This is a genomic window from Nocardia altamirensis NBRC 108246 (genome assembly GCF_001612685.1).
Classification (GTDB): Bacteria; Actinomycetota; Actinomycetes; order Mycobacteriales; family Mycobacteriaceae; genus Nocardia; species Nocardia altamirensis.
Genome location: NZ_BDAY01000006.1, coordinates 21004 through 46296, shown reverse-complemented (window position 1 = coordinate 46296; position 25293 = coordinate 21004). Strand labels below are relative to the sequence as shown.

The window sequence follows — 25293 nt, the reverse complement described above, 5'->3', positions numbered from 1 at the left end:
GATGTTGAGCGGAGAGAAATGGTGCGTGTCGCGCGGCGTGTTGCAACCATAAGACTCCGGTCAACGGTTGTCAGCAACCATTTCTCTCCGCTCAACGGGTAGCAACCATTTCTCTCCCGTCAACGGGGCGACAACCATCTCTCTCCCGTCAACAGGGCGACAACCATTTTTCTCCCGTCAATGGGGTCGCAACTGCCTCCGGGGCATCGGCCGGTGGTTCGGCTCGGGGACCTTCAAAGCGATCTTGAAGTGTTGGCGTGAGAGGAATGGTGCGTGTCGCGACACGCGTCGCAACCACTTCACTCACGCCAATCAGGTTCAGCAACCATTTCTCTCACGCCAACGAGCCTCTGCAACCACTTCTCTCACGCCAATGACGGTCGGCAACCATTTCTCTCACGCCGAATTGGGATGGCAGTTGATCCAGGGCTCGGGTGTGCGGGTGGGTCGAGAGTTGGTGCAGGTGTGGGCTGTTCGGGGGTGGTCAGCGCTCGAACGGACCACGGTTGCAGGTTGTGGGAGGGGAGAGGCGGCGCCGGGTGGGCACCGCCTCTCGTCCGATACCTGGTCGGCCAGTTGATGTCACCTGGTCTGCCAACCCGTGTCACCTGGTCGGCCACCTGTGTCATCCCGGTCGGCCAGCCTGTTTCGCCTGGTCGGCCAGCCTGGACTACTTACTCGGCCAACCGCCGTACGGGACGGTGATCAACTCCAGGAAGTGACCGTTCGGGTCGAGGAAATAGACGCCGCGGCCGCCATCGTTGTGGTTGATCTCGTTGACGCCTTGTTGGCGCGGGTCGGCCCAATGCTCCAGCTTGTAGCGCTGGATCTTGGCGTATGCCGCGTCGAAGACGTCGTCGGAGACCAGGAAGGCGTAGTGCTGCGGTGCGATTTCGGTGACGTGCGGGGGGATTTTCGCGAAGTCGAAGGTGACTGCGTTATCCATTGGGAGCGGGATGAATGGACCCCACTCCGCCCCGATTTCCGAACCGAGGATGTCCGCCCAGAATTCGGCGGTCACCCGATTGTCGTGACAACCGACAATGGTGTGATTGAACTGTACTGACAGGGGATTTCTCCTTGTGCCGTGACGGTCCCGACCCCGGGCTCGGTACAAGGCGGCCAACGGGAGCACCGTCACGTCGGACGACGCTAGCAAACCTCCGACGGATTTCGCCAGTGCCCCGTGACCGACACCACGATCGACATCATCGCGGCAAGCGCAGTTCGGCGCGGTATCCCCGATCAAGAGTCGGCCCGGATCGGAAAGTGCCGCCGAGCAATTCGGCGCGTTCGGCCAAACCGACCAGGCCGTGGCGCGAACTCGGCAACGCCACCGCAGGCCGGGTCGGCTCGGTATTGGTCACGGTGACACCGAAATGCTCTGTGTCGTGCCACAACTGGACCGTCGCGGTCGCGCCAGGCGCGTGCTTGCGGACGTTGGTGAGCGCTTCCTGCACGGTTCGATAGATCGTGCGCTGCCCGGGCGCACCGAGATCGTCGGGCAACGTGCCGCTGAATTCGACCTCGATTCCGCTGGAGTCGAGCAGCTTTCGCAGGTCGGCGAGCGTCGGTTGCGGGGTGAGCTCCGTGCTCTGCCCGCCTGCCGCACGCAGCAACGTCACCATGTGGCGTAGTTCGTCGAGGGTGTCGACGCTGAGTCGGCGGATGGTGCGGGCGGCGTCGATCGCGTCCGCATCGGCGGCCGCGACCTGCAGTGCGCCCGCGCGCACCGCGATCAGGCTGACCTGATGGGCGACGACATCGTGCATTTCGCGGCCGATCTGGGCGCGTTCGCGGGCCAGCACTGCCTGGGCGTGCAACTGCCGCTCGTGGTCGCGTGCCTCTTCGATCTCGACCAACCTGGCCTTCAGATCACGGCGGGTCTGCATGAGTTGGCCGAGCAGCACCGGGGCACCCGCCCAGGCGAGCGAATAGGCGAAGCTGACGACGGTGCCTGGCCGGTCGTCGACCGCCCCGAGCGGAAACGGCGCGGCGGCGGCGATCGAGGTGGCCAGCACGGCCGCCACCAGCAGTGCGCGGTTCTTGGTTCGCTCCGCGAGCGTGTAGAGCGCGATCGCCGGGGCGGCGAGGTTGGCGAGGATCCAACTCCCCGGCAGCGTCAGCAGATAGGCAGGCAGTGGAAAACGCCTGCGCAGCAACAGCGCCGCGCACGCTATGCCGCCGACGGTGCGTTCGATCAGCGATGTTTCGCCGGTGTCGGCGATCAGGTCCAGCACGGCCACCGCGATCAGCGCGAGGTCGATCAGCCACGGGGTGAACCTGGTCATGGTTGTCCGTCCAGCAGGCCTGCGCGTTGCGCGAGCAGTGCCGCCTGCACCCGGCTGGTCACCCGCAATTTGGTGAAAATCGCGCTGACATGGTCTTTCACCGTGCCGACGCTCAGGTGGATGCGCTGCCCGATCTCGGCGTTGGACAGGCCGGCGGCGACCAGCACGAGGACCGCGCGCTCGCGGTCGGTGAGCCGTTGGATGCGTCCGGCATCCGCATCGATGTCGGCGGTGGCGGCCGGTTCGGCATTGCGCAGCAGGGCCGCCGAGACCTTCGGCGACAGCACGACGCCGCCGGCAACCAGGGTGCGGGTCAGCTGCGCCAGCTGCTCGGGTTCGGTGTCTTTCAAGACGAAACCTGCTGCACCCGAACGCAATGCGGACAGGATGTAGTCGTCGGTGTCGAACGTCGTCAGCATCGCCACCACCGGAGCGCCGGGCATGGCGCGGATCTGGCGCAGCACGGTCAGGCCGTCCACGTCGGGCATTCTGATGTCGAGCAGGACGACGTCGGGGCGTTCCCGTTCGACCGCCGCCACCGCCTCCGACCCGGTTGCCGTGGCGACCACCTCGATGTCGGGGGCCGCGTTCAGGATCAGTTGAAAACCGGAACGCACCAGCGCCTCGTCGTCGACGACCACCACCCGGATCACCCGCCGCACCCCTTTCGCTGTTCCGCCAGTTCCGGGTGTGAGCCTAGAGCGGGATTGCCCGCGGAGCCGTCGACGACCCGGGCGATGGCCGATCGGCGGGGGTGGTCCGGCCGATCGGCGGGGTCGAGGCCGCCGGTCTGCGGAGGTGCTCCGGACACGTGCCGGATACCCGCGCCGTCGTGCCTGCTCAACGCTTAAAGTCATGGCATACAACGCACTTTCGGCCGAACCGGATCGGTTGGTTCGAGGGGACGACACGGGCCGCGTGGCGGCCGCGCGGGCGGGCGCCCGGCTGGTCGGCGTCGACCTCGCCCGTGGCATCGCCGTGCTCGGCATGTTCGCCGCGCACGTGGGGCCGGACCCGGTGCATGGCGGCGTCACCGGGTTCGTCATGGAGGTGGCGCATGGCCGGTCGTCGGCGCTGTTCGCGTTCCTCGCGGGTTTCTCGATCGTGTTGCTGACCGGCCGCCGGGCGCCGAAGACGGGCCGCGACGGCAGGCAGGCGGTGGTGCGGGTGCTGATCCGGGCGGGCATTCTGCTCGTGCTCGGCACCCTGTTGACCGCGCTCGGCACCGAGGTCGAGGTGATCCTGGCCTATTACGGTCTGTACTTCGTTCTGGTCCTGCCGTTGTACCGGCTGCGTGCCGTCACCTTGGCGGTGGTCGCGGCGGTGAGCGCCCTGGTGCTTCCGCAGATCTTGTTCCTGCTGACCGGGTCGAATTCCGACTGGACCGCCGCCGCCGATCGCTTCGACCCGCTCGCCTGGCTGAGCGGCCGCGGCGAGCCGATCGGCAGCCCCGGCGGGATCATGGGTTTGCTGTTCACCGGTAGCTATCCGGCGCTGGCCTGGCTTCCGTTCGTTCTCGCCGGGATGGCGGTGGCGCGATTCGATCTGTCCGCCACCGTGATTCGGATCCGGCTGCTCGCGGTCGGTGTCGGCCTCGCAGTGCTCGGCTACGGCGGTTCGGCCCTGGCAATGCATTTGGTGCCCGGCACGACCAAGTGGTCCGGGATCATGAACGCGCCGTGGTGGTCCGACGTGGCCGAGGTGCCGTCGGGCTGGCGGTCTCAGCTGGTTGCGGTGCCGCACAGTGAAACTACGTTGTCGATCCTCGCGAACGCCGGTGTCGCGCTCACGGTCCTGATCGGCTGCTTGGTGGCTTGCGACAGATCCCTGCGGTTCCGGCGGGTGACTGCGCCGCTCATCGCGGTCGGCAGTATGTCGTTGACCGCCTACGTGTTTCACGTCATCGCGATCGCGGTGCTCGGCTTCGACACCCTCCCGGCCGATTCCCTCCCGGTGCTGCTCGGCCTGAGCGCGATCATCCTGATGTTCGCCTACTGCTGGACCCATTTCTTCCGCCGCGGCCCCTTGGAGTGGTTGCTGAACCGGGCGACGGCAGTGGCCGGGCGAGTGCGATGAGCCATCCGATCACCTCGACCAGGGAGGGCGTGGTGATCGGGGCCGTCGCTGCGGCGCTAGTGCTGACCTTGCTCTTCTGCCCTGGCAGGGTTGCTTGTTCGAGCTACTCCGGTGACCGGCCCTGTGTGGACAGCCGCATCCTGCTCGACGGGATCGCGGTTGTCCACGCGGGTCGTCGTGGTCTGTTGCGGGTGGATGGGCCGAGTGGATGCGGTAGGGCCGCGCGGGTCGTCGTGTCCCTCGGGTGGTGTGGTGCGGGCGCACTGCGGATCCGCTGAGTGTGGTGATTCGGACAGGCGACCCGAGGCACCGCGAGCGCTGTGCCTGGGACAGTTGGGGCGGTAGCGTCGGCGGAATGAAGATTCGTGGGGCGGTCCTGGAACGGATCGCGGCGCCCGTGCCGTTCGCCGAGTCGGCGCCGATCAGGGTGGGTGAGCTGGAGCTCGGTGCGCCGGAAGCCGGTGAGCTGCTTGTTCGGATCGAGGCGGCCGGGCTGTGCCATTCGGACCTGTCGGTGGTGGACGGCAATCGGGTCCGGCCGGTGCCGATGCTGCTCGGGCACGAGGCGGCGGGCCGGATCGAGGCGATCGGGCCGGGTGGCAGCGATCTCGCGGTCGGGCAGCGTGTGGTGATGACCTTCCTGCCGCGCTGCGGCGACTGCGCGGGGTGCGCGACCGACGGGCGGACGCCGTGTGTGCCGGGCAGTGCCGCCAACAATGCCGGTGAACTGCTCGGTGGTGGTCGGCGGCTGCATCGCGACGGCGACGAGGTGCACCACCATCTCGGGGTGTCCGCGTTCGCGACGCACGCGGTGGTGGACCGCAGGTCGGTGGTGCCGGTGGACGACGACGTGCCGCCGGAGGTCGCGGCCGTGCTCGGTTGCGCGGTGCTGACCGGTGGTGGGGCACTGCTGAATTCGGCGAAGCCGGCACCGGGGGACCGGATCATGGTGGTCGGGCTCGGTGGCGTCGGGATGGCCGCGGTGCTCGTCGCGGTGTCGTTGGCGGCCGAGGGGCACGAGATGATCGCCGTCGACACGGTGCCGGAAAAGCTCACTCTCGCAAGGGAGTTGGGCGCGACCGCCGCCTACACTCCGGCGCAGGTCGCCGAGCTCGGCGTGCAGGCGGAGATCGTGGTCGAGGCGGCGGGCAACGTCCGCGCCTTCGAAACCGCCGTTGCCGCAACGGCTGCCGGTGGCACCACGGTGACGGTCGGCCTGCCCGCGCCCGAGGCCCGTGCCGCTATCTCACCCCTCGGTCTGGTTGCCCAGGGACGCTCGATTGTGGGTAGCTACCTGGGTTCGGCGGTGCCCGCCCGCGATATCCCGGCGTATGTCCGGATGTGGCGCGAGGGGCGCCTGCCGGTGGAACGGCTGGTCTCGGCGCATATCGGCCTCGACGACATCAATGCGGCAATGGACGAACTCGCGGCAGGGCACGCGCTGCGACAGGTGATCGTCTTCGATTGAGATTGCACCGACTACTGAGGGTGGCCCCGGCCCTCGTCCATCGCGTCGACGAAACGACTGAGTAGGCGGGCGAATTCGGCGCGTTCGGCGGGGGTCCAGTCGGACATCGCCGCGGCCATGGCGGTGCGGCGGCCGGTCTGGGCGGCCGCCACCGCCTGCTGCCCAGCGCCGGTGAGCCGGAGCATGGCGCGGCGGCCGTCCTGCTGGTCGGCTACTCGTTCCAGGAGCTCGAGGGAAACCGCCTGTGCGACAAGGCGGCTCGCTCGGGGCTGGTCGACGCCAAGCGTCGGGGCGATGGTGCTGACGGTGGTGGACTCGTCGGCGGCCACCGCGTCGAGAACCCGGAATACCGCGACGGGGATCGGTGTGTCGCCGCCGAGTGCACCGCGGGTCTGCCTGCGCCGGATGCGGACCATCGCCGCTTCGACGGTTTCGGTGATCGCCTCGTGCTCGTCCATCGGGTCGTGCCTCCTTGCCCTGCACTCTTCCACCTGCCACCAATACATGTCATAGTACATGTAATTGTTGATTGACATGTTGCGGAGGAACGATGGCCCTACAGCGCCGAATCGGATACTGGCTCGTGGAACTCGATCGCCTGATCAACGAACGTTTCGACGAGGACCTCGCCGCGGGCGAGCTGAGCAGGCGGCACTGGCAGATCCTGCACTCGCTCGCGGACGGACCACAGCGGGCGGACGAGGTACGCGCCGCGCTGGACGCATTCCTGCACGACCCGGCGGAATGGGCGGACGAACTGACAGCACTGCTGGCCAGGGGGCTGCTCGTCGCGGACGCGGACCTGCTCGCACTGACCGATGCAGGGCGCGCGGTCCACGACGCGGCGTGGATTCGAATCGGGGCTCGTCGTCGGCAAATGGCCGAAGGAATCTCCGACGAGCAGTTCGCCGAAACCTTGCGGGTGCTCGAGAAGATGGCAGTCAACATGTCTGCCGGCCCGAGCGCCGCCGCGCCGGTCAGGATGCGGTGAGGAAGTCCGTCACCGTGCTGATGTAGTCGGTGGTCCGGCTGATCAACAAGGAATGGCCACCGTCGGGGAAGGTGCGAAAATCGCAGTCCGGGTGCAGAACTCGCAGCCGCTCGGCGTGAGTGGTGGTGATCAGCGGATCGTCGTCCGCCCGGAAGATCAGCGTCGGCCCCTGCCACGCGGGCTGTCGCATCAGGTCATCGACACCTTCGGCGATCTCGAGTAGTAGTCGATAGGAGCTGGCGGCACCCGCGCTACCCGCCGCATCGCCCGCCGCGATCACCTGCTCGATCCAGAACTCCGCGTCATCGGCGCCCGTCCAGGTGTTCCGCAACCTCGTGCGAATCAGCTCCTGCGTCTCCGACCACGGTGTCGCCAATGTGGATTCGACTGCCGACCGCAGCCGATCGACATCCTCCGGCCCGTACAGCCCGGTGCTGGAGAAAGTCAGCGATCGAACCCGCTCCGGCGCCCGCCGCGACAACAGCTCCGCATACATCCCGCCCGCCGACTGCCCGACCACGTGCGCCCGCTCGATGCCCTCCGCGTCGAGCACCGCAACCAGCCCATCGATCAGCTCGTCACACGAACCGACACTCGACGGATAGTCCGGCGCCACCGTCCGGAACCGCGGCACCAACGCCAGCGCCAAATCCACCCACCCGATCCCGATCCCCGCACCCCCGGTCAGCAACAACACCGGCTCCCCGGCCCCACCGCTGTAGTAATGCCAATCATGCTGCCCGACATCAAGTTTCTTGCTGTCGTGCTCTCGGAGAAAAACCGCTGCCCGCTCACGAATCGAAGTCACCCCCGCGACGTTAGGTCAGTTTCCCACAATGCGCAAACATGCGCATGTAGCAATGTATGGCAGCCCTCGCGCAAGATCGGAGAGGTCGAGGGCCGGGGCCGCGGCGCGGTCGATACGCTGGCTGCGACGGGAAGCGGAAAGAGGGAGATGCGGTGACCATTCGGGTCGGTGTGCTTGGAGCGCGCGGCAAAGTGGGGCAGGCGATCTGTGCTGCTGTGGAGGCGGCTGCCGATCTGGAGTTGGTCGCGGCGGTCGACAAGGACGATGCGCTCGACGCGTTCACGGCCGCGAACACGCAGGTGGTTGTCGACTTCACGCACCCGGATGTGGTGATGGGGAACCTGAAGTTCCTGGTGCAGAACGGCATTCATGCGGTCGTCGGCACCACCGGCTTCGACGCCGCCCGCCTCGACGAGGTGCGCGGCTGGCTGGCCGACCGCCCCGAGACCGGCGTGCTGATCGCCCCGAACTTCGCCATCGGCGCGGTGCTGTCCATGCGCTTCGCCGAACAGGCCGCCAGGTTCTTCGAATCGGTGGAGGTCATCGAACTGCACCACCCGAACAAGGCCGACGCGCCCTCCGGCACGGCCTACCGCACCGCCGGACTGATCGCCGCCGCCCGGGAACAGGCAGGTGTCGGCCGCAGCCCCGATGCCACCACGGCCGAACTCGAGGGCGCCCGCGGCGCCGACGTCGACGGCGTCCGCGTGCACTCGGTGCGACTGGCCGGCCTGGTCGCGCACCAGGAGGTGCTGTTCGGCACCCAGGGCGAAACCCTCACCATCCGGCACGATTCCATCGACCGATCGTCGTTCGCCCCCGGCGTGCTCCTCGGCGTCCGCGAGATCGCCGGCCGCCCCGGCCTGACCGTCGGGCTCGACCCGTTCCTCGATCTGTGAACGAGCGCGGGCGAGTGCGCGTGGGCCGCGCCGCCGAGGCGTGGACGTGAGCGACGCCGAGTCGAACGATGCCGGGCAGAACCGGGAAGTCGTCAAGCTCGTAGCCTTCATCGCGGTCTTGGTGTTGGTGCTCGGCTTCTACTTCCTGCTGCTCGGCCGAATCGCGTTCAGCCTCATCGGTTCCGGCGAGGTCACCGGCATCTTGATCGGCATCGGTGTGCTGCTGTTGCCGCTGGTCGGCGTCTGGGTCGTCGTTGCCACCGTCCGCGCCGCGCTCGCCCATCAGCATCTTGCGCGCCGCATGCACGACGAGGGACGGGAACTCGACACCTCCGACCTGCCGCGCCGTCCCTCCGGCCGCATCGAACGCGAAGCCGCCGACGCCTTGTTCGACCGCGTCAAAGCCGAATGGGAAGCCGACCCCGACAATTGGCGGGTCTCCTATCGTCTTGCCCGCGCCTACGACTATGCCGGTGACCGCGCCCGCGCCCGCGAAACCATGCGCCGCGCCGTCGCGCTGGAAAAGCTCGAACGCGACCAAACACGTTAGCGTGCACCTGTCGCACCATTGCCACTACGTCGAACGAGGTAGGGAGCTCGATGAAACTGCGTCTGCCCGCTCTTGTCGCCGGAATTTCCGTCCTGTTCATTACTTTTGCCGTTCCCGCCCACGCCAGCAGCCCGGCCTCGAGGGCCGAGGAACACTCGGACGAGCAGGCCGAAGCGAACACGAAGACCTGGAGCGAGATCGTGGAGGTGTGGTGCGACAACCCGGCGAATCCGCGAGAAGATCTGACGAAGGCGCGGAAGCAGATGAGTGACAAGAGGCTCATCGCTTATTACGAGGCGTACAAGCTCAGCCCGCTCGACTTCGGCACTTATGATCGGATAAATATCGCCCGCAGCAATCTGTTCCGCCATCGGGCAGATTGGGCGCCGCCGGCCGGATCCGCGGAGCCGGACAACATCCGCATGTGGCGATTCCTGACCTGCACTTCCGCCGAGTCCAGTGCCGAGTGGTCGAACTACCGCAAGCAGGCGAACGAGAAATACGGCACGAAGTTGCGGGAGGGGTTCGAGGACGACGACGCGATCCTCGCGTTGTACGACGAGCAAATGATCGCCATGAAGAAGGCGATGCTGGACACGGCCGAGGACTGATCCGCACAACAGTGAGTTCGTCGCCGGCGCGCTGCCGCGGAACCCATCCACGCGATCGCCACACCCCGCACCACTAGGCTCGTCCCGTGGCGCAGCTGCTGATCATCCATCACACGCCGTCCCCGCACCTGCAGGCGATGTTCGAGGCCGTCGTCGCAGGCGCGACCGACCCGGACATCGAGGGCGTCGAGGTCGTCCGCCGCGCGGCCCTCGCCGTCACCGCCCCCGACGTGCTGGCCGCCGACGGCTACCTGCTCGGCACCCCCGCGAACCTCGGCTACATGTCCGGCGCGCTCAAGCACGCCTTCGACACCTTCTACTACCCGGTCCTCGACTCCACTCGCGGCCGACCTTTCGGTTTCTACCTGCACGGCAACGAGGGCACCGAGGGCGCGGAACGGGCCATCGCGAGCGTGACCACCGGCCTCGGTTGGGTGCAGGCCGCGGCGCCGGTCGTCGTGTCGGGCGCGCCGGGCAAGGACGATATCCAGGGTTGCTGGGAGCTCGGCGCGACGCTCGCTGCCCAGCTGATGGGCTGATGAAGCATGTTTTCTCCCTGAGATAGCTGGGGACGAAAACCTTCCGGTTGACAGGTAATCGAGCGGCCCCGATTTCTGGTGTCTGACCTTTCGAAGCGGCGGCCCGGCATACTGGTTGAACGTTGTTGCGGTGGGGACGTGTACGAGTTGCTCGGGAATGGAGATTGAGGTGACGTTGGCCGAAGGGGGCGAAAACGCACCGCGCCGGATCGGAGTGGTCGAAGACCACGAATCAGTAGCGATCGGACTGGCCGCCATGTTGGCGCCGGAACCCGACCTCGACCTGATGACGACCGCTGGCACAGTGCCGGAACTGCTGGCCGCCGCTCAGAACCTGCCGCAACTGGATCTGGTCGTACTCGATCTGCGTCTGGCCGATGGGTCGACGCCCGAAGACAATGTGCGCATGCTGCGTGACCGCGGCATCGAGGTGCTGATCTTCACCGGCGCGGACAACGCGTTCCTGGTGCGATCCGCCGCGCGTGCAGGTGTGCTCGGCGTGGTGCGCAAGTCCGAGGATGTGCAGACCGTGGTCGCGGCGGTCCGCCGCGCTGCGTCCGGCGAGCAGGTGGTGACCACCGACTGGGCCGCTGCCATCGACGGCGATCCGCAATTGTCCGACGTCGGCCTGAGCCCGCGTCAGGAAGAGGTGCTCACGCTGTATGCGTCCGGGGAGAAGGCGTCCCGGGTCGCACGGTTGACCGGCCTGTCCGAACAGACGGTCAACGACTATCTCGGCCGTATCCGGCAAAAGTATGCCGACGCGGGACGTCCCGCGCCGACCAAGACCGACCTGTACAAGCGGGCGGTGGAGGACGGTTGGCTGCCGGTGCCCGAGCGGCATCCGCGCGCATGAACGAGCACACGACATGCACAGTCGACTACGTGGGCATGCCGGAGTCGAGCAGCGAGCCACACGCATGACCGCGTCCAGCATGCTGGACACCTCGCCGAACTCCCACCCGATGTCGCTAGAGCCCGCCGGAGCGAGCCGTTGGCGACGGCGTCTCGTCGCGGCGACCCAGCGCCGCGGTTACGAGGGCGCCGCCGATCGGATTCTGCGACGGTTCGGGTTGGCGATCGGGATCGCCGGGGTGATCGTCGCGGTGGTGGAACTGCCGGAGATCACGGGTCAGCGCGGGATCATCGATGTCGGCTGGACCGTCGCAACGATGGTGCTCGCGTTCGGGTTGTTCCCGGTGCTCGCGGTCGTGTCGGTCACGTTGAGCAGGCAGGCCACTCAGCTGGTCGCGGGTGCGGCGGCGGTGTGCTTCCTGATCTCGATGGTGGTGATCCCGTTCGCGTATCCGGCTCCGGCGCCCCCCGGCACGGCGGTCTGGCTGTATCGGGTGCTGGCGTTGGGTGTGCTCACGGCCGTGCTGGCGTGGCGGCCTGCGCTGGCGGTCGGCTATCTGGTGCTCGGTTCGGCTGTCGCGGCGATGGCGAACAATCGGGTGCACCCGAGCGTGACGCCGTTGGGATCGGCCGGTGACTTCGTGCAGTCGGCCGCACTGTGCGCGTTGTTCCTCTGGTGCGCGGTGTACGCCAAAGCTGCCGCGGATCGGGTGGATCGGGAGTCGGCAATCGAGAGCAGACGGGCCGCCGCCGTCGCGGGTGCCGCAGCCCGCGATCGAGAGCGGGCCCGCTTCGCGGCGTTGATCCACGACGCGGTGCTGTCCACCTTGCTCGACGCGTCCAGGGCAGGCACCGATTCGCCGGTGCTGCGCCGTCAGGCCGAACGGACGCTCGAACAGCTCGATGAGTGCCGGGTCGGGGAGACGGAACCGAATCGTTTGGATGCGCAGTCTGCCACCGGTTTCCTGCGTTCGGCGGTGCACGAGGTCAACACCGATATCCGGTTCACCGCGCGCCGCTGGTCCGGCATCGATGATCTGCGACTGCCGGTGGACGCCGCGGGCACCATCGCCGCCGCGCTCACCGAGGCCGTGCGCAACAGCCTGCGGCACGCCACCGTGCCCGGCCGCGAGGTGCAGCGCACCGTCACGGTGACCATCAGCGCGGGCGGTATCCGGGTGGTATTCCGTGATGACGGTGCGGGTTTCGACCTGAGTCAGGTGTCCGCCGATCGCCTCGGCATCTCGGTCAGCATTCTCGGCCGGATGCGGCAGCTGGCCGGCGGCGCAGGCTTTGTCGAGTCACAGCCGGGCGAAGGCACGACGGTGACCTTGGTGTGGGGCAGTGATGGCTGAGACCAACGTCGAATTCGGGCTGCGCGATCTGCTCGGCCTGCGGGATCCGGCGGCAGGGCTGTTCCTGCTCATTCTCGAGGCCACCATCGTGCTGTACATGGTGCGCAATTTCGGTGAGTCGCCGTTGATTCCGGCGGTGACGGCTTTGGTGCTGCTTGCCGCGGCCGGGGTGCTGGTGTTGGTGATCCCGGTCGATCCGCTGCCGTGGCCCGCGACCGTGTTCGTGGCCGCGTCCGGACCGGCGGCGACGGCGATCACCGCGTTCAACGCCGAGTCGGGCTGGTCGAAGCAGGTGGTGACGGCGTTCGCGGCGTCGTATGTACTTGCGGTGCTTGTGTTGCGCGGCAGGCTCGGTTCGGCCTGGCTCGGTGTCGGCGGTGTCGCGGCGATCATCGCGTTCGTCGGCGTGGTGAGCGGATTGCGCGGCGCGGTGATCGCCGGATCGTTCGTGCCGATCGCGACGGTGGCCGGGGTGTCGCTCTTCGCGGTGATCATGCGGCCCACCCAGCGTTCGCTGCGGCTGCTGCGCGAGGAGTCGGCGATGCGGGCGGCCGCCGAGGCCACCATGGCCGCGGAGAACGGGGAACGGGACCGGCAGCTGGCTCGCCTCGACAAGGTGGCGCGGCCGATCCTGGAACGCATCGCCGACGGGGTCGAACTCACCGCCACCGAGCGTGAGCAGTGCAGGCTGCTGGAAGCCGAGCTCAGGGACGGATTGCGCGCACCGCAACTCGTCACGGACGAACTCAGCAGTGCGGCCCGTGGTGCCCGATCGCGTGGCGTCGAGGTGGTGCTGCTGGACGACGGTGGTTTCGCCGGGGTGCCCCGGTGGGTGCGTCAGCAGGTAATCGAGGCCGCGACAAAGGAATTGGACGCCGCCAACGCCGGCTCGGTGACCGTCAGGGTGCTTCCGATGGGTCGTCGCATTCTGGCGACGGTCCTCGCCAATGCCCCGACTCAGGACCGTCGCACCGAGATCGATGCGGCGGGCACGGTCACCGTCTCTACATAGTCGCTAGCACACGCAATGCCTCCTTGCCCGCGCAGCGGTTCTCCTGCCCCGTGGGGTGGTGACTCGCTGTGCGTCGTGTGGCCTCCGGCTCGAACGGTGTGAAAAGTTTGTCGGTGGGGCATGGCATTGTTCGGGTATGCGGAAGATCAGTGCCGGGGTAGCGCGGCGGGTGGCGGTGGCGGCCCAAGGCTTTGCGGCGCGCAAGCCTGCTCGGACGACGCGCCGGTCGGTGCTCGGGGTTTTGGAGAAAACCCAACTGCTGCAACTGGATTCGGTATCGGCGGTGGTGCGGGCGCACTACGCGCCGGTGTTCAGCCGGATCGGCGCCTACGATCGCACGCTGCTCGACGAGGCGGTGTGGAGCAATGGCGCGCGCAAGCCGCGGCGGCTGGTGGAGTATTGGGCGCACGAGGCCGCGCTGATTCCGGTCGAGGACTGGCCGCTGATGCGCTGGCGGATGGCGCAATACGAGCACGGGCGCTGGTCCGGCATGCGCAAGGTGGTGGAGCGCAACCCGACCCTGGGCCGGGACATCCTGGACGTGATCACCGAGGCCGGTGCGTGCACTGCCGGTGAAGTGGAACGGCACCTGGAACTGGACAAGCCGCGCGGCAAGGGTTCCTGGTGGAACTTGAGCGACACGAAGATGATCTGTGAGCAGCTGTTCGCGGCGGGCGCACTCTCCGTGGACAAGCGGGTCGCCTTCGCCAGGCACTACGACCTGGCCGAGCGGGTGATCCCGCCGGATATCTTGGCGCGCACCGTCTCCGAGGAAGACGCCGTGCGCGAGCTGGTGCTGCGCGCGGCCACCGCGCACGGCATCGGCACCGAAACCGACCTGCGCGACTACTACCGCCTGCACCGCAAGCAAACCGAACCGGCCATCGCCGACCTCGTCGACGCGGAGGAGCTGATCCCGGTCGAGGTCGAGGGCTGGGACAAACCCGGCTACTTGCGGGCCGGCACCCCGATGCCACGCCGCGTCGAAGGCGCGGCGCTGCTGTGCCCGTTCGACCCGCTGGTCTTCTTCCGCGCCCGCACCGAACGACTCTTCGACTTCCACTACCGCATCGAGATCTACACGCCGGAACCCAAACGGGTACACGGCTATTACGTCTTCCCGTTCCTACTCAACGGCGAGCTCGTCGGCCGCGTCGACCTCCGTGCCGAACGCGCCGCAGGCAGGCTCTCCGTGCCGGGCGCCTTTGCCGAACCCGGCTACGACACCCCCGCCACCGCCGACGCCCTCACCGAGGCACTCCGCGACATGGCCGATTGGCTGGAGCTCGACAAGGTGGTCGTCGGCGCGAAGGGTAATCTGGCTCCGCTTCTCTAGCCGGATATCCCGCTGCGGCGAAACGCGAGAAGCCCTGTGTCGCTTATCAACTCACACGTCGCGCTTGGGTCCGTAACCGCGCATCATCTGATCGCGCAACGCACCGGAGACCGCGCCGGACATCCAGGAATTCAGCGACTGACCGCTCTGCGCGGCCGCCTCTTCCGCCTTCGCCTTCAATTGCTCGACGAGACGCAGGGTGACCCGGCTGATATCGCCGGTCATTTCCTCGAAGGTCGGATTGTCGTCCGATGACGTCTTCTTGCGGAGGTCGACCTTGGCCTCGGTGCCGTCGAAGGACAGGTGCACGGCGCGGTCGGTGAGCTCGGCGTTGACCTCGGTGGCCAGCTCGGACAGCGCGGCGAAGAGCACCAGCCGGGCCGAACTTTCCGTCGCCGCGGCCAGCGCCGCAGCGGTGGCCTGGGTTTTTTCGTCGCCGAGGGCGGCGGCTGCGATGAGGTCCGCGCGCAGGCGGTCGGTGTACTTGTTCAGATCCATGACATCAGTGTGATGCCATACTTGATGTCAGGCAAGGGCGGAGATGACATCATGTTGGCGGCAGTAGCAGGTGGATCACTCGACTGGCCGGTGCGTACGGAGGCGACGGTGTCGAGTGCGTTCCTGCGACCGGGTAGCCTTTCTGACCATGACGAACGGTGAATCGACGCCTGCGGAGCTGAAAGCCTCCGGCACGGTCGGTGTCGCGATGGTGACCCCCTTCAGTGCCGACGGCAAGCTCAACGTCGATGCCGGGGTCGCGCTCGCGGCGCGCCTGGTCGATCGCGGCGTCGATCTGCTCGCGATCTCCGGGACCACCGGCGAGTCGCCGACCACCACCGAATCGGAGAAGGCGGACCTGCTCCGCGCCGTCGTCGACGCGGTCGGCACCAGGGCCACCGTGATCGCGGGCGCAGGCACCTACGACACCGCGCACTCCATCGAACTCGCGCGCAACGCCCAGCGTGCGGGCGCGCACGGCCTGCTCGTGGTGACCCCGTACTACTCGCGCCCGTCCCAGGACGGATTGCTCGCGCACTTCACCGCGGTCGCCGATGCCACCGACCTGCCGGTCACCCTCTACGACATTCCGCCGCGCTCGGTGGTGCCGATCGCCACCGACACCATCCGCCGCCTCGCCGAGCACCCGCGCATCGTCGCGGTGAAGGACGCCAAGGGCGACATCAACGCGGGCGCCGACCTGATCGCGAACACCGGATTGGCCTTCTACTCCGGCGACGACACGCTGAACCTGCCGTGGCTTTCGGTCGGCGCGACCGGATTCATCAGCGTGATCGGCCATCTCGTGCCGGAACGGCTTCGGCAGATGCTCGACGCCTACACCGCGGGCGACGTCGTGCGTGCCAGGGACATCAACGCGAGCCTGGTGCCGTTGAACGCCGCGATGTTCCGCCTCGGCGGCGTCGCGATGAGTAAGGGCGCGCTGCGCCTGCTCGGCATCGAGGCGGGTGAGCCACGGTTGCCGCAGTTGATGCCGGCACCGGAACAACTCGACCTCCTTGCCGCCGACCTACGAGCGGCAGGGGTTAACGCATGAGTGAACGAATTGTTTTACAGCGCGTATCGCGCATGACGGAACTGAGCGTCAGCGAGGTGCAGTCATGAGTGAATCGGCAGCACGTCGTCCTCGTCGTACCGCGTCTCGCACCGCGGGACCGCCCGCTCCGGTCGAGCAGCCGGTGCGCACCGAAAAGCCTGCGGCGTCGGCGCAACACGCGCCCGCGGTGCAGCCAGTCGTGGAGCGATCGGGGGTCCAGCCGGTGTCCTCGGTAGCGACCGACCAGCCTGCCGCGATGCGGACCGCGCAGACGAAGTCGAACGCCGCGAACAAGGCGCCGGCGAAGAAGTCGGGTCCGCGTGCCGAGGCAGCCCAGCCGGCACGGAAGTCCGGCCGAGGCCGCCAGCAGTCCGGCCGAGGCCGCGGCGAACAGTCGGCGCCGCAACCGGATCCGCGGGCCGCGGCCGCAGCGCACGATCGGCTCGGTGCCCCGCCGAAGCTCGCCAAGAACGGCCTGCGCGTGTTCGCGCTCGGCGGCATCGGCGAAATCGGCCGCAACATGACCGTTTTCGAGTACGGCGGCAAGCTGCTCATCGTCGACTGCGGCGTGCTGTTCCCTGAGGACCAGCAGCCCGGCGTCGACCTGATCCTGCCCGACTTCCGGCCCATCGAGCACCGGATCAACGACGTCGTCGCGGTCGTGCTCACGCACGGCCATGAGGACCACATCGGCGCGGTGCCGTTCCTGCTGCGACTGCGCTCCGACATCCCGGTCATCGGTTCGAAGTTCACGCTCGCGCTGGTCGCGGCGAAATGCCGGGAGCACCGCCAGCAGCCGAAGCTGCTCGAGGTCATCGAGGGTCAGCACACCACGCACGGCCCCTTCAGCTGTGAGTACTTCGCCGTCAATCACTCCATCCCGGACGCGCTGGCCGTCGCCATCCGCACCCCGGCGGGCGTGGCGCTGCACACCGGCGACATCAAGCTCGACCAGCTGCCGCTCGACGGTCGCCTCACCGACCTCGCCGGTTTCTCCCGGCTCGGCGACGAGGGTGTCGATCTGTTCCTGGTCGACTCGACCAACGCCGAGGTGCCCGGCTTCGTCACGCCGGAGCGGGAGATCGGCGGCGTGCTCGACACGGTGATCGGCAAGGCGCGCAATCGGGTGATCGTCGCCTCGTTCGCCAGCCACGTGCATCGCATCCAGCAGGTGGTCGACGTCGCCCAGAAGTACGGCAGGCGAGTGTGTTTCGTCGGCCGCTCGATGGTCCGCAACATGCAGATCGCGCAGGATCTCGGCTATCTGACGGTGCCGGACAGCGTGGTCGTCGATCTCGACCAGGCCGCGACGCTGCCCGGTGATCGGCTGGTGCTGATCTCCACCGGTTCGCAGGGCGAGCCGCTGTCGGCGCTGTCCAGGATGGCGCGCGGCGATCATCGCCAAATCAACATCCGCCAGGACGATCTCGTGGTGCTGGCCTCCTCGCTCATCCCCGGCAACGAGAACTCGGTGTTCGCGGTGGTGAACGGACTGGCCAGGCTCGGCGCCACCGTGATCACCCAGCAGAACGCCAAGGTGCACGTCTCGGGGCACGCCTCGGCGGGCGAGCTGCTGTACCTGTACAACGCGGTGCGGCCGACCAATGCCATGCCGGTGCACGGTGAATGGCGGCATCTGCGCGCCAATGCCGCGCTGGCCATCGCGACCGGTGTGCCGGAGGACCGGGTCATGCTCGCCGAGGACGGCGTCGTGGTCGATCTGGTCGACGGCATCGCCTCGATCGTCGGACGGGTGCCGGTCGGGCACGTGTATGTCGACGGGCTCTCGGTCGGCGACGTCGGCGAATCGACGCTGTCGGATCGGCTGGTGCTCGGCGAGGGCGGCTTCATCTCGATCACCGTCGCGATCGACGAGACCACCGGCAAGGCGGTCAGCGCGCCGGAGGTCAGCGGGCGCGGCTTCTCCGATGATCCGACGGCGCTCAGTGACGCGGCCGAGTTGGTCGAAGCGGAACTGCTGCGGTTGGCGACCGAGGGCGTCACCGATACGCATCGGATCGCGCAGAGCGTGCGGCGCGTGGTCGGTCGCTGGGTCGCCGATACCTACCGGCGGCGCCCGATGATCGTGCCGACCGTCATCGGCGTCTGATACCGGATACACGAAAGCGCCGGATGCCCTTGGCATCCGGCGCTTGTCGTACGGGCTAGCTCACTCCTGGCAGGCCGCGGATTCGATCTTCGCGCTCTTGACGATGTTGCACGCGAAGGTGTGGTCGACCTTCCACTCGCCGCCCTCGGAGACGAACGAGATGAAGGCGTTCTGCACCGGGGTGCCCGCGATGGTGACGTCGGCGTCGGCCTTCAGCTTGCCGTCCGCCGGGTCGCCGACCTTGGTGACCTTGACCTTGACGTCCTGCTTCTTGGCGGCGTCGACCAGGTTCGCGACCAGGTACGGATCCTGCTCGGCGGCCTGGATCCAGCTGATCTTCTCCTTGTTCGGCACAGCCGGATCGAACGCCTTGCTCAGGCGCTCGTTCAGCTGCTCCACCGAGGGCTTGGCCAGCGAAGGCGAGGACGGAGTGGTCGGCACAGCGCCGGTCTCCTTCTCGCCCTTGTCGCTGCCGCCCTGCAGTTCACCGGGTGCGGTGTCGGCTTTGGCGGTGCTGCTCGGCGAGTCGGTCTTCTTGTCGTCGCCCGAGGCGCAGGCGGTGAGTGTGCACGCGGCGGCGGTCAGGACGACGGCCACGGCGGTCCGGAAAGTGCGGTGTTTCACGATGTTTCCCCTGAATCGAAGCGCGGACATCAGCCGTGGTTGGACGTGCAGTTCCAGTGCACGATGTACGCGTCGGAGTAGTTGTTCGACAGTGCCTTGCTCTGGGCACGGCTACGCGACGCGGCGTACGACCAGCTGTAGGTGCCGGTGCGGCTGGAATACGCCACGGCGCCACAGCCATTGGCGAACCAGACCACCGACTGGCAGTCGCCTGCGCCGCACTGGCGGACGGCACGTGACTGTGCCGCAGCGGAATCCGGGTAATCGTAGGAATAACCGATCAAACCGGTGGAGGTGGAAAGCGCGATGGCGCCGTAGTTGTACGGCGCGGCTTGTGCGGCAGGAGCGCTGAAAGCGAGCGCGCAACCGGCCGCAACCAGAACAGCTGCGCCGGAAACAAACTTCTTCACAGGGAATTTGCCCTTCTTGTTCAAGAGTCCACGACCCGATGGACCGAGTGACAAGGTACATAGCGAACACCCATTGCGCTACCCGACAAATCGGGGCCTGGCGTGTCGACATGTCCTGGTGTCGTCCGGGATTGCGGAAGATCGGCGTTGCATCGGCCGAGTGAACTGGCGTGTCGCTGGGACTGTCAACCCGGGTATTCGCAGCAGTGGGAAGCGTCCGGAATGGGGTGGTCGGTGCGTTCCGCGGAATGGGGTGGTCGGTATGTTCAATGGATGAGCATGGCGCAGCGCGAACGACAGCAACTGGTCGAGGCGATGACGGCCGCCGGCCCGGAGGCGCCGACCCTCTGCGGAGAATGGACGGTGCGAGACCTCGCCGCGCACTTGGTGGTTCGTGAGCGACGGCCCGACGCCTCGCCCGGCATCATGCTGAAGCCGTTCGCCGGCTATCTCGATGGGGTGCAGTCGAAAACGGCCCGCAAGCCGTTCCCTGAGCTGCTCGAGGAAATCCGCACCGGGCCGCCGTGGTGGTCGCCGCTGCGACCGGTCGACGCGATCGTGAACCTGACCGAGATGTTCGTCCACCACGAAGACATCCGCCGCGGCACCCCCGGCTGGGAGCCACGTGAGCTGCCCGCCGCCGACGAAGATGCCCTCTGGTCCTTCGCTCGCCGGATGGGCCGCCGGGCCTACCGCCGCTCGCCGGTGACGGTCGTCCTGGCGACGTCGGACGGCAAACGCGCGGTGGTGCACTCGAAGCCGGGCGGCGAAGTGACGCTCACCGGCAAACCCTCGGAGTTGCTCCTGCACGCGTTCGGCCGGGACGAGGTCCGGCTGGAAACGTCTGGTGACCCGGAAGCAGTGCGTGCCGTTCTCGGCCTCGACCGTTCGGTGTGAACCGGCGCGATCTCGGTGACGAGCGGTCGTTGACCGCCGGCCGCCGATGTCACTGTCTCCGGGCATGAGTCTGGCCAGAAAATACGCGGAGAGGCGGGGCAGCTCGTCGGGCAGTGCCTGCGGTCAGTGTGGCGGTGTGTTGTTCGTCCGCGTGGCGCGGGCGGGGATTGCCCACACCGTTGCGGGCCCCAAAGGCGCTGGCAACACGCGGAAGGTGGCTCTGAGCTCGGCGAGTTCGGGTAAGTGTCGGCATTATCGCCTACCTGGGCGTCTGCATAGTTGAGGCTTGCTGAGGCGCGCGAGACCAGTGTTGCGGATGGTCTGGATGGGGCGTTTGCGGCTAGCCTGGGGGAATGGCAGGTAAGTCCCGCAGCACCTCGACTACTCGGGCGCGGGCGGGATCGGCGCGGGGGAGGACCACCACGGCACGATCCCGTTCGGCGACGCCCCGTGCGACGCCGGCGCCGCGCGGTCGCCGTCAACCCGCGCGCAGGCCGGTTCGGCGCACGTCGAACACCGCGCCGCTCGCGGTATTCAGCCGCGGCATCAGCAGCGGCTGGAACATGCTCGCGCGCGGCCTAGGCGCGACGACGCGGACGCTGAGCCGGGCGGGCGAGATCGAGCACGGCCATCGCCGGGACGGCATTGCGCTGGCCCTGATCGCCCTCAGCGCGGTGATCGCCGCCGCGGTGTGGCTGTCGGCGGGCGGGCCGGTGGGGCACTGGGTCGGCGAGGCCATTCGCGCGGTCGGCGGTTCCGCGTCCGCCGGGCTGCCGTTCGTGGCCACCATGATCGCCGTCATTCTCATGCGCACCGAGCCGCATCCGGAGATCCGGCCGCGGCTGGTGCTCGGCGGGCTATTGGTCGGCCTGCCGATCCTCGGACTCTGGCATATCGCCGCCGGTGCGCCGACCGATCCGCACGGGCGTTCGCGCGCCGCGGGTTTCGTCGGCTTCGTGGTGGGCGGGCCGCTCACCGATGGGCTCACCGCCTGGCTGTCGGTGCCGATTCTGTTGCTGGCCATCATCTTCGGCGTGCTGCTGCTGACCGGAACCACGGTGCGCGAAGTGCCGACCAAACTGCGGGAATACTTCGGCACCGGTAGCCGCGGCGACGAATACGGTGAGTACAACGGCGAATTCGGCGAGTACGACCCCGCTAAGTACGACGCCGACGGCTTCCCGCTGCACGGCTCGGCCCGGTCGAAGCGCCGCGGTCGCACCCCGGCGGAGAACTATCCGCCGGACGAGTTCGGCGACGGCGATGCGGTGACCGAGGTGATCGGCGAGCCGCCGCTGCGCGACGCCAAGCCGATCGCGTCCGAAGAGCCTGCGCCCGCACCGAAGCCGAAGAAGCAGCGCCCGGCGAAGGTGGTCGAGGACCAGACCCCACCGCCGCCCAAGCAGCTCGAGTTCGTCACCGACCGCGAGGTCGAGGGCGACTACGTGCTGCCGCCGATGTCGCTGCTGACCGACGGCGATCCGCCCAAGAAGCGCAGTGCCGCCAACGAATCGATGATCGAGGCGATCACCGAGGTGCTGGTGCAGTTCAAGATCGACGCCGCCGTCACCGGTTTCGTGCGCGGCCCGACGGTCACCCGCTACGAGGTCGAGCTCGGACCCGGCGTCAAGGTCGAGAAGATCACCGCGCTGGCCCGCAACATCGCGTATGCCGTTGCGACGGAGAATGTCCGGCTGCTCGCGCCGATCCCCGGCAAGTCCGCCGTCGGCATCGAGGTGCCCAACGCCGACCGCGAGCTGGTCCGGCTCGCCGACGTGCTCAAGGCGCCGTCGACCCGAAACGACCACCACCCGTTGGTGATCGGGCTCGGCAAGAACATCGAGGGCGACTATCTCGCCGCGAACCTGGCCAAGATGCCGCACCTGCTGGTCGCGGGCTCCACCGGCTCCGGTAAGTCGAGTTTCGTGAACTCGATGCTGGTTTCGCTGCTGCACCGGGCGACACCGGAGGAGGTCAGGATGATCCTGATCGACCCGAAGATGGTGGAACTCACTCCCTACGAGGGCATTCCGCACCTGATCACGCCCATCATCACCCAGCCGAAGAAGGCGGCCGCCGCGCTGGCCTGGCTGGTCGAGGAGATGGAACAGCGCTATCAGGACATGCAGGCCAACAAGGTTCGCCACATCGACGACTTCAACAAGAAGGTCAAGTCGGGCGCGATCACCGCGCCGCTCGGCAGCGAACGGGTGTACCGCCCCTACCCGTACATCCTCGCCATCGTCGACGAGCTCGCCGATCTGATGATGACCGCGCCGCGCGACGTCGAGGACGCGATCGTGCGGATCACCCAGAAGGCCCGTGCCGCAGGCATTCACCTGGTGCTTGCGACGCAGCGTCCGTCCGTCGACGTGGTGACCGGTCTGATCAAGACCAATGTGCCGTCCCGGCTGGCGTTCGCCACGTCGTCGTTGACCGACTCGCGGGTCATCCTGGATCAGCCGGGCGCCGAGAAGTTGATCGGCATGGGCGACGGGCTGTTCCTGCCGATGGGTGCGAACAAGCCGATCCGTCTGCAGGGCGCGTTCATCAGCGACGAAGAGATCCACGCGGTCGTCGATTTCGCCAAGAACCAGGCCGAGCCGGAGTACCAGGAGGGCGTCACCGCCGCCAAAGCGGGGGAGAAGAAGGATGTCGACCCCGACATCGGCGACGACCTCGATGTCTTCATTCAGGCCGTCGAGCTGGTCGTCACCTCGCAATTCGGCTCCACCTCGATGCTGCAGCGCAAACTGCGGGTCGGCTTCGCCAAAGCGGGTCGCCTGATGGACCTGATGGAGACCCGCGGTGTCGTCGGACCCAGCGAGGGCTCCAAGGCGCGCGACGTGCTCATCAAGCCCGATGAGCTGGATGGGTTGCTGTACACGATCCGGGGCGGGGACGATACCGGCCCGACGGACGAGGACGACTGAGCTCGTCACCGGTGTGCCGGAAATCCGGTTTCCTGATCGAGCCGCCGTTCGTACCGTTGGCGGATGCCCCTCGATGACCTAGCGGTAGATCTGGACAAGACGGCAGACCCGTGGACCGCGCACGACGCGACCGTGGCTGCCGCAGGGTTCTGGGCGATGGCGCGTGGGCTGCCTGCCACCTTCACGCGGGTGTTGCGGGAATGCTGGCAGGTCAGCCGCGCCGACACGGCGGCCTTGGTGCTGTGCACCCTGCTCGCCGAACTCGGCACGGCGGTCGGACTGCTCGCCACCACCTCGGTGCTCGAGCGGCTGCTGGCAGCCGGGCCGACGCCGGATCGCATTCGGGCGGCGGCGCCTGCGTTGCTCCTGATCGCCGCCATGGTGGTGGTCCGCGGTGCGCTGCGAGAGGCGGCGGTCTGGGCCAAGTCGCGGATCGATCCGCAGTTGCGGCGCAGCCTGCAGACCGGTCTGCTGCAGCTGACCACCAATGCCGAGCTGGTGGCCTTCGACAACGATGTCTTCCACAACACGCTGCACCGGATCAGGGAGCGCGCGCCACATGCGGTCGCGGCGCTGGTCGACGGCGTGCTGCGGTTGTTGTCGGGGGTGGTCGGACTGCTGGTGGTGGCAGGCGTGCTCGGCGTGCTGCACCCGGTGCTGTTGCCGTTGCTGGTGATCGCGCTGGTCCCGACCTGGTGGGCCGCAGTGCATTCGGCCAGGATGAGCTACGAGATGTACGCGGCGACCAGCGGCGCCGAGCGCCGGATGGAGACACTGACCAATCTGATGGCCGATCGGGTCCCGGCCGCCGAGATCCGCGCGTACACCATGCGTTCGTTTCTGCTCGCCGAGTTCACCAGGTTGTCCGGCTTCGTCCAGGCCAGGGCGTTGCGGCTGGAACGTCGGCAGGCCGTAAGCCGTTCGCTCGGCGCCGCTCTCGCTGGGCTCGGGATCGCCGTGGTCTATCTGGTCCTCGGTCTGCTGCTGTTCACCGCGGTGATGCCGCTGGCCGTCGCCGGAACCGCGGTGGTCGCGTTGCGCACCGCGATGACCGCCTTGAGCGAACTGGTCAACAGCATGAACTGGAGTTATGAGAACGCCCTGTTCTATCAGGACTATCTCGATTTCTGTGCCGATGCCGGGAAGCGTCAGGAGCGAGTCGGTGGTGTCGCTGTGCCCGCCGAGGTGGACCGGATCAGCGCGCGGGATCTCACGTTCACCTATCCGAGCGGGCAGCGTCCGGCCTTGTGCGGGCTCGACATCGACATCGCGCCCGGGGAGATCATCGCCATCGTCGGTGCGAACGGCTCCGGCAAAACAACTCTCGCGAAGGTCCTCAGCGGCCTGTATCAACCCGATTCCGGCACAGTGACTTACGGCGGCGTCCGACTCGAGGACATCGACCTGACCCAGTTGCGTAGTCGAATCGCGGTGGTGGCGCAGGACTTTACTCACTGGCCCTTCTCGGCCAGGCAGAACATCACCATCGGCCGCCACGATCATCCGGAGTCCGACGCCGCGTTCGCCGCGGCCGCTCAGGCGGCGGGAGCAGATCAGGTCCTTGCCGCACTGCCCGCCGGGCCGGACACACTGCTCGACCCCACCTACCGTGGTGGGGTCGAGCTGTCGGGTGGGCAATGGCAGCGCATCGCGGTGGCCCGCGGCCTGTATCGCGATGCGCCGCTACTGATCTGCGACGAGCCGACCGCGGCGCTGGACGCACGTACCGAGCATGCCGTCTTCGAGACGATCCGCAAGCATGCCGCGCAGCGCACCGTCGTGCTGATCACCCATCGGCTGGCCAGCGTCCGCTACGCCGACCGGATCTATGTGCTCGAGCAGGGCCGCGTGGTCGAGCACGGCACCCACGAGGAACTGATGGCCCGCAACGGCCTCTACCGCGAGTTCTACACCCTGCAGGCGCAGGCATATCAAGAACCGGCGGCTGCCGTCGAATAGTGCGTGACGCCGCG

Annotated in this window: 25 protein-coding genes; 17 read left to right on the top strand and 8 right to left on the bottom strand. The window is 67.7% G+C overall.

Going from position 1 to position 25293, the window contains the following annotated elements:
• Positions 1-670: 670 nt before the first annotated feature.
• From NA11_RS03515 to NA11_RS03505, 3 genes are all read right to left on the bottom strand, one after another.
• Complete coding sequence (locus NA11_RS03515) at positions 671-1135, bottom strand: VOC family protein (RefSeq protein ID WP_439957041.1); 465 nt, start codon at positions 1133-1135, stop codon at positions 671-673.
• A gap of 73 nt (positions 1136-1208) precedes the next feature.
• Positions 1209-2291: a sensor histidine kinase gene (locus NA11_RS03510; protein ID WP_069160262.1), complete on the bottom strand. Its 1083-nt coding sequence runs from the start codon at positions 2289-2291 to the stop codon at positions 1209-1211.
• Complete coding sequence (locus NA11_RS03505; protein ID WP_069160261.1) at positions 2288-2944, bottom strand: response regulator; 657 nt, start codon at positions 2942-2944, stop codon at positions 2288-2290. Before NA11_RS03505 ends, NA11_RS03510 begins: the two co-directional genes overlap by 4 nt.
• Before the next feature lie 202 nt (positions 2945-3146).
• Here NA11_RS03505 and NA11_RS03500 point away from each other — a divergent pair, with 202 nt between their 5' ends.
• From NA11_RS03500 to NA11_RS03495, 3 genes are all read left to right on the top strand, one after another.
• Positions 3147-4367 (top strand): DUF418 domain-containing protein, encoded by a 1221-nt coding sequence (locus NA11_RS03500; RefSeq protein ID WP_069160260.1) that lies wholly within the window; start codon positions 3147-3149, stop codon positions 4365-4367.
• Complete coding sequence (locus NA11_RS44615) at positions 4364-4645, top strand: hypothetical protein (protein ID WP_141717382.1); 282 nt, start codon at positions 4364-4366, stop codon at positions 4643-4645. The genes NA11_RS03500 and NA11_RS44615 overlap by 4 nt, the downstream gene beginning before the upstream one ends.
• Positions 4646-4722: 77 nt before the next feature.
• The gene (locus NA11_RS03495; RefSeq protein ID WP_069160259.1) at positions 4723-5835 is read left to right on the top strand and encodes an alcohol dehydrogenase catalytic domain-containing protein; all 1113 of its coding nucleotides are present in this window, start codon (positions 4723-4725) and stop codon (positions 5833-5835) included.
• Positions 5836-5846: 11 nt separating this feature from the next.
• On the opposite strand, the gene NA11_RS03490 is transcribed toward NA11_RS03495, so the two are convergent.
• Entirely contained in the window at positions 5847-6293 is a 447-nt protein-coding gene (locus tag NA11_RS03490) for a MarR family winged helix-turn-helix transcriptional regulator (RefSeq protein WP_069160271.1), read from the bottom strand.
• Positions 6294-6385: 92 nt separating this feature from the next.
• Here NA11_RS03490 and NA11_RS03485 point away from each other — a divergent pair, with 92 nt between their 5' ends.
• Positions 6386-6826, top strand: a complete 441-nt coding sequence (locus NA11_RS03485; protein WP_069160258.1) for a winged helix DNA-binding protein — start codon at positions 6386-6388, stop codon at positions 6824-6826.
• Here the strand turns inward: NA11_RS03485 and NA11_RS03480 are convergent.
• Entirely contained in the window at positions 6813-7634 is an 822-nt protein-coding gene (locus tag NA11_RS03480) for an alpha/beta fold hydrolase (protein WP_084654039.1), read from the bottom strand. The two genes, NA11_RS03485 and NA11_RS03480, sit on opposite strands and share 14 nt — an antisense overlap.
• A 152-nt stretch (positions 7635-7786) precedes the next feature.
• On the opposite strand from NA11_RS03480, the gene dapB reads away from it, so the two are divergent.
• From dapB to NA11_RS03440, 8 genes are all read left to right on the top strand, one after another.
• Entirely contained in the window at positions 7787-8533 is a 747-nt protein-coding gene (gene dapB / locus NA11_RS03475) for a 4-hydroxy-tetrahydrodipicolinate reductase (RefSeq protein ID WP_069160256.1), read from the top strand.
• A 46-nt stretch (positions 8534-8579) separates the two neighbouring features.
• The gene (locus NA11_RS03470) at positions 8580-9083 is read left to right on the top strand and encodes a hypothetical protein (protein ID WP_069160270.1); all 504 of its coding nucleotides are present in this window, start codon (positions 8580-8582) and stop codon (positions 9081-9083) included.
• 50 nt (positions 9084-9133) lie between these two features.
• Complete coding sequence (locus NA11_RS03465; protein WP_069160255.1) at positions 9134-9694, top strand: hypothetical protein; 561 nt, start codon at positions 9134-9136, stop codon at positions 9692-9694.
• Between the two features lie 137 nt (positions 9695-9831).
• Positions 9832-10233, top strand: a complete 402-nt coding sequence (locus tag NA11_RS03460; RefSeq protein WP_069160269.1) for a flavodoxin family protein — start codon at positions 9832-9834, stop codon at positions 10231-10233.
• A gap of 157 nt (positions 10234-10390) precedes the next feature.
• Complete coding sequence (locus NA11_RS03455) at positions 10391-11089, top strand: response regulator transcription factor (RefSeq protein WP_141717381.1); 699 nt, start codon at positions 10391-10393, stop codon at positions 11087-11089.
• A 64-nt stretch (positions 11090-11153) separates the two neighbouring features.
• Positions 11154-12443 carry a sensor histidine kinase gene (locus NA11_RS03450; RefSeq protein ID WP_069160254.1) on the top strand — a complete coding sequence of 430 codons (1290 nt, stop codon included), beginning with the start codon at positions 11154-11156 and terminating at the stop codon, positions 12441-12443.
• Positions 12436-13455: a DUF8320 family protein gene (locus tag NA11_RS03445; RefSeq protein WP_069160253.1), complete on the top strand. Its 1020-nt coding sequence runs from the start codon at positions 12436-12438 to the stop codon at positions 13453-13455. Before NA11_RS03450 ends, NA11_RS03445 begins: the two co-directional genes overlap by 8 nt.
• A 136-nt stretch (positions 13456-13591) precedes the next feature.
• The gene (locus NA11_RS03440; protein ID WP_069160252.1) at positions 13592-14791 is read left to right on the top strand and encodes a winged helix-turn-helix domain-containing protein; all 1200 of its coding nucleotides are present in this window, start codon (positions 13592-13594) and stop codon (positions 14789-14791) included.
• Between the two features lie 51 nt (positions 14792-14842).
• Here the strand turns inward: NA11_RS03440 and NA11_RS03435 are convergent, their stop codons facing one another.
• On the bottom strand, positions 14843-15289 hold the full coding sequence (locus NA11_RS03435) for a toxin-antitoxin system HicB family antitoxin (RefSeq protein WP_069160251.1): 447 nt from the start codon (positions 15287-15289) through the stop codon (positions 14843-14845).
• Between the two features lie 148 nt (positions 15290-15437).
• Between NA11_RS03435 and dapA the strand changes: the two genes are divergently transcribed.
• Positions 15438-16346: a 4-hydroxy-tetrahydrodipicolinate synthase gene (gene dapA / locus NA11_RS03430; protein ID WP_069160250.1), complete on the top strand. Its 909-nt coding sequence runs from the start codon at positions 15438-15440 to the stop codon at positions 16344-16346.
• Positions 16347-16602: 256 nt separating this feature from the next.
• On the top strand, positions 16603-18456 hold the full coding sequence (locus NA11_RS03425) for a ribonuclease J (RefSeq protein ID WP_439957040.1): 1854 nt from the start codon (positions 16603-16605) through the stop codon (positions 18454-18456).
• Positions 18457-18516: 60 nt separating this feature from the next.
• Here the strand turns inward: NA11_RS03425 and NA11_RS03420 are convergent, their stop codons facing one another.
• Together NA11_RS03420 and NA11_RS03415 are read right to left on the bottom strand one after the other, a co-directional pair.
• Positions 18517-19080: a WKL family lipoprotein gene (locus tag NA11_RS03420; RefSeq protein ID WP_069160267.1), complete on the bottom strand. Its 564-nt coding sequence runs from the start codon at positions 19078-19080 to the stop codon at positions 18517-18519.
• Positions 19081-19109: 29 nt separating this feature from the next.
• Positions 19110-19514, bottom strand: coding sequence for a DUF4189 domain-containing protein (locus NA11_RS03415; RefSeq protein ID WP_167837553.1), 405 nt, complete (start codon positions 19512-19514; stop codon positions 19110-19112).
• Between the two features lie 249 nt (positions 19515-19763).
• On the opposite strand from NA11_RS03415, the gene NA11_RS03410 reads away from it, so the two are divergent.
• From NA11_RS03410 to NA11_RS03400, 3 genes are all read left to right on the top strand, one after another.
• Positions 19764-20387: a TIGR03085 family metal-binding protein gene (locus tag NA11_RS03410; RefSeq protein ID WP_069160248.1), complete on the top strand. Its 624-nt coding sequence runs from the start codon at positions 19764-19766 to the stop codon at positions 20385-20387.
• Positions 20388-20740: 353 nt separating this feature from the next.
• Positions 20741-23320 (top strand): DNA translocase FtsK, encoded by a 2580-nt coding sequence (locus NA11_RS03405; protein WP_069160247.1) that lies wholly within the window; start codon positions 20741-20743, stop codon positions 23318-23320.
• A gap of 63 nt (positions 23321-23383) precedes the next feature.
• The gene (locus tag NA11_RS03400) at positions 23384-25279 is read left to right on the top strand and encodes an ABC transporter ATP-binding protein (RefSeq protein ID WP_069160246.1); all 1896 of its coding nucleotides are present in this window, start codon (positions 23384-23386) and stop codon (positions 25277-25279) included.
• Positions 25280-25293: the final 14 nt, after the last annotated feature.

Bases quoted from the DNA above. Each gene is read 5' to 3' on its own strand.
- NA11_RS03510 (WP_069160262.1), bottom strand. From the start codon at position 2,291: ATGACCAGGTTCACCCCGTGGCTGATCGACCTCGCGCTGATCGCGGTG.
- NA11_RS03500 (WP_069160260.1), top strand. From the start codon at position 3,147: ATGGCATACAACGCACTTTCGGCCGAACCGGATCGGTTGGTTCGAGGG.
- NA11_RS44615 (WP_141717382.1), top strand. From the start codon at position 4,364: ATGAGCCATCCGATCACCTCGACCAGGGAGGGCGTGGTGATCGGGGCC.
- NA11_RS03495 (WP_069160259.1), top strand. From the start codon at position 4,723: ATGAAGATTCGTGGGGCGGTCCTGGAACGGATCGCGGCGCCCGTGCCG.
- NA11_RS03490 (WP_069160271.1), bottom strand. From the start codon at position 6,293: ATGGACGAGCACGAGGCGATCACCGAAACCGTCGAAGCGGCGATGGTC.
- NA11_RS03485 (WP_069160258.1), top strand. From the start codon at position 6,386: ATGGCCCTACAGCGCCGAATCGGATACTGGCTCGTGGAACTCGATCGC.
- NA11_RS03465 (WP_069160255.1), top strand. From the start codon at position 9,134: ATGAAACTGCGTCTGCCCGCTCTTGTCGCCGGAATTTCCGTCCTGTTC.
- NA11_RS03460 (WP_069160269.1), top strand. From the start codon at position 9,832: ATGTTCGAGGCCGTCGTCGCAGGCGCGACCGACCCGGACATCGAGGGC.
- NA11_RS03455 (WP_141717381.1), top strand. From the start codon at position 10,391: ATGGAGATTGAGGTGACGTTGGCCGAAGGGGGCGAAAACGCACCGCGC.
- NA11_RS03450 (WP_069160254.1), top strand. From the start codon at position 11,154: ATGACCGCGTCCAGCATGCTGGACACCTCGCCGAACTCCCACCCGATG.
- NA11_RS03445 (WP_069160253.1), top strand. From the start codon at position 12,436: ATGGCTGAGACCAACGTCGAATTCGGGCTGCGCGATCTGCTCGGCCTG.
- NA11_RS03440 (WP_069160252.1), top strand. From the start codon at position 13,592: ATGCGGAAGATCAGTGCCGGGGTAGCGCGGCGGGTGGCGGTGGCGGCC.
- NA11_RS03435 (WP_069160251.1), bottom strand. From the start codon at position 15,289: ATGGATCTGAACAAGTACACCGACCGCCTGCGCGCGGACCTCATCGCA.
- dapA (WP_069160250.1), top strand. From the start codon at position 15,438: ATGACGAACGGTGAATCGACGCCTGCGGAGCTGAAAGCCTCCGGCACG.
- NA11_RS03425 (WP_439957040.1), top strand. From the start codon at position 16,603: ATGCGGACCGCGCAGACGAAGTCGAACGCCGCGAACAAGGCGCCGGCG.
- NA11_RS03410 (WP_069160248.1), top strand. From the start codon at position 19,764: ATGAGCATGGCGCAGCGCGAACGACAGCAACTGGTCGAGGCGATGACG.
- NA11_RS03405 (WP_069160247.1), top strand. From the start codon at position 20,741: ATGGCAGGTAAGTCCCGCAGCACCTCGACTACTCGGGCGCGGGCGGGA.
- NA11_RS03400 (WP_069160246.1), top strand. From the start codon at position 23,384: ATGCCCCTCGATGACCTAGCGGTAGATCTGGACAAGACGGCAGACCCG.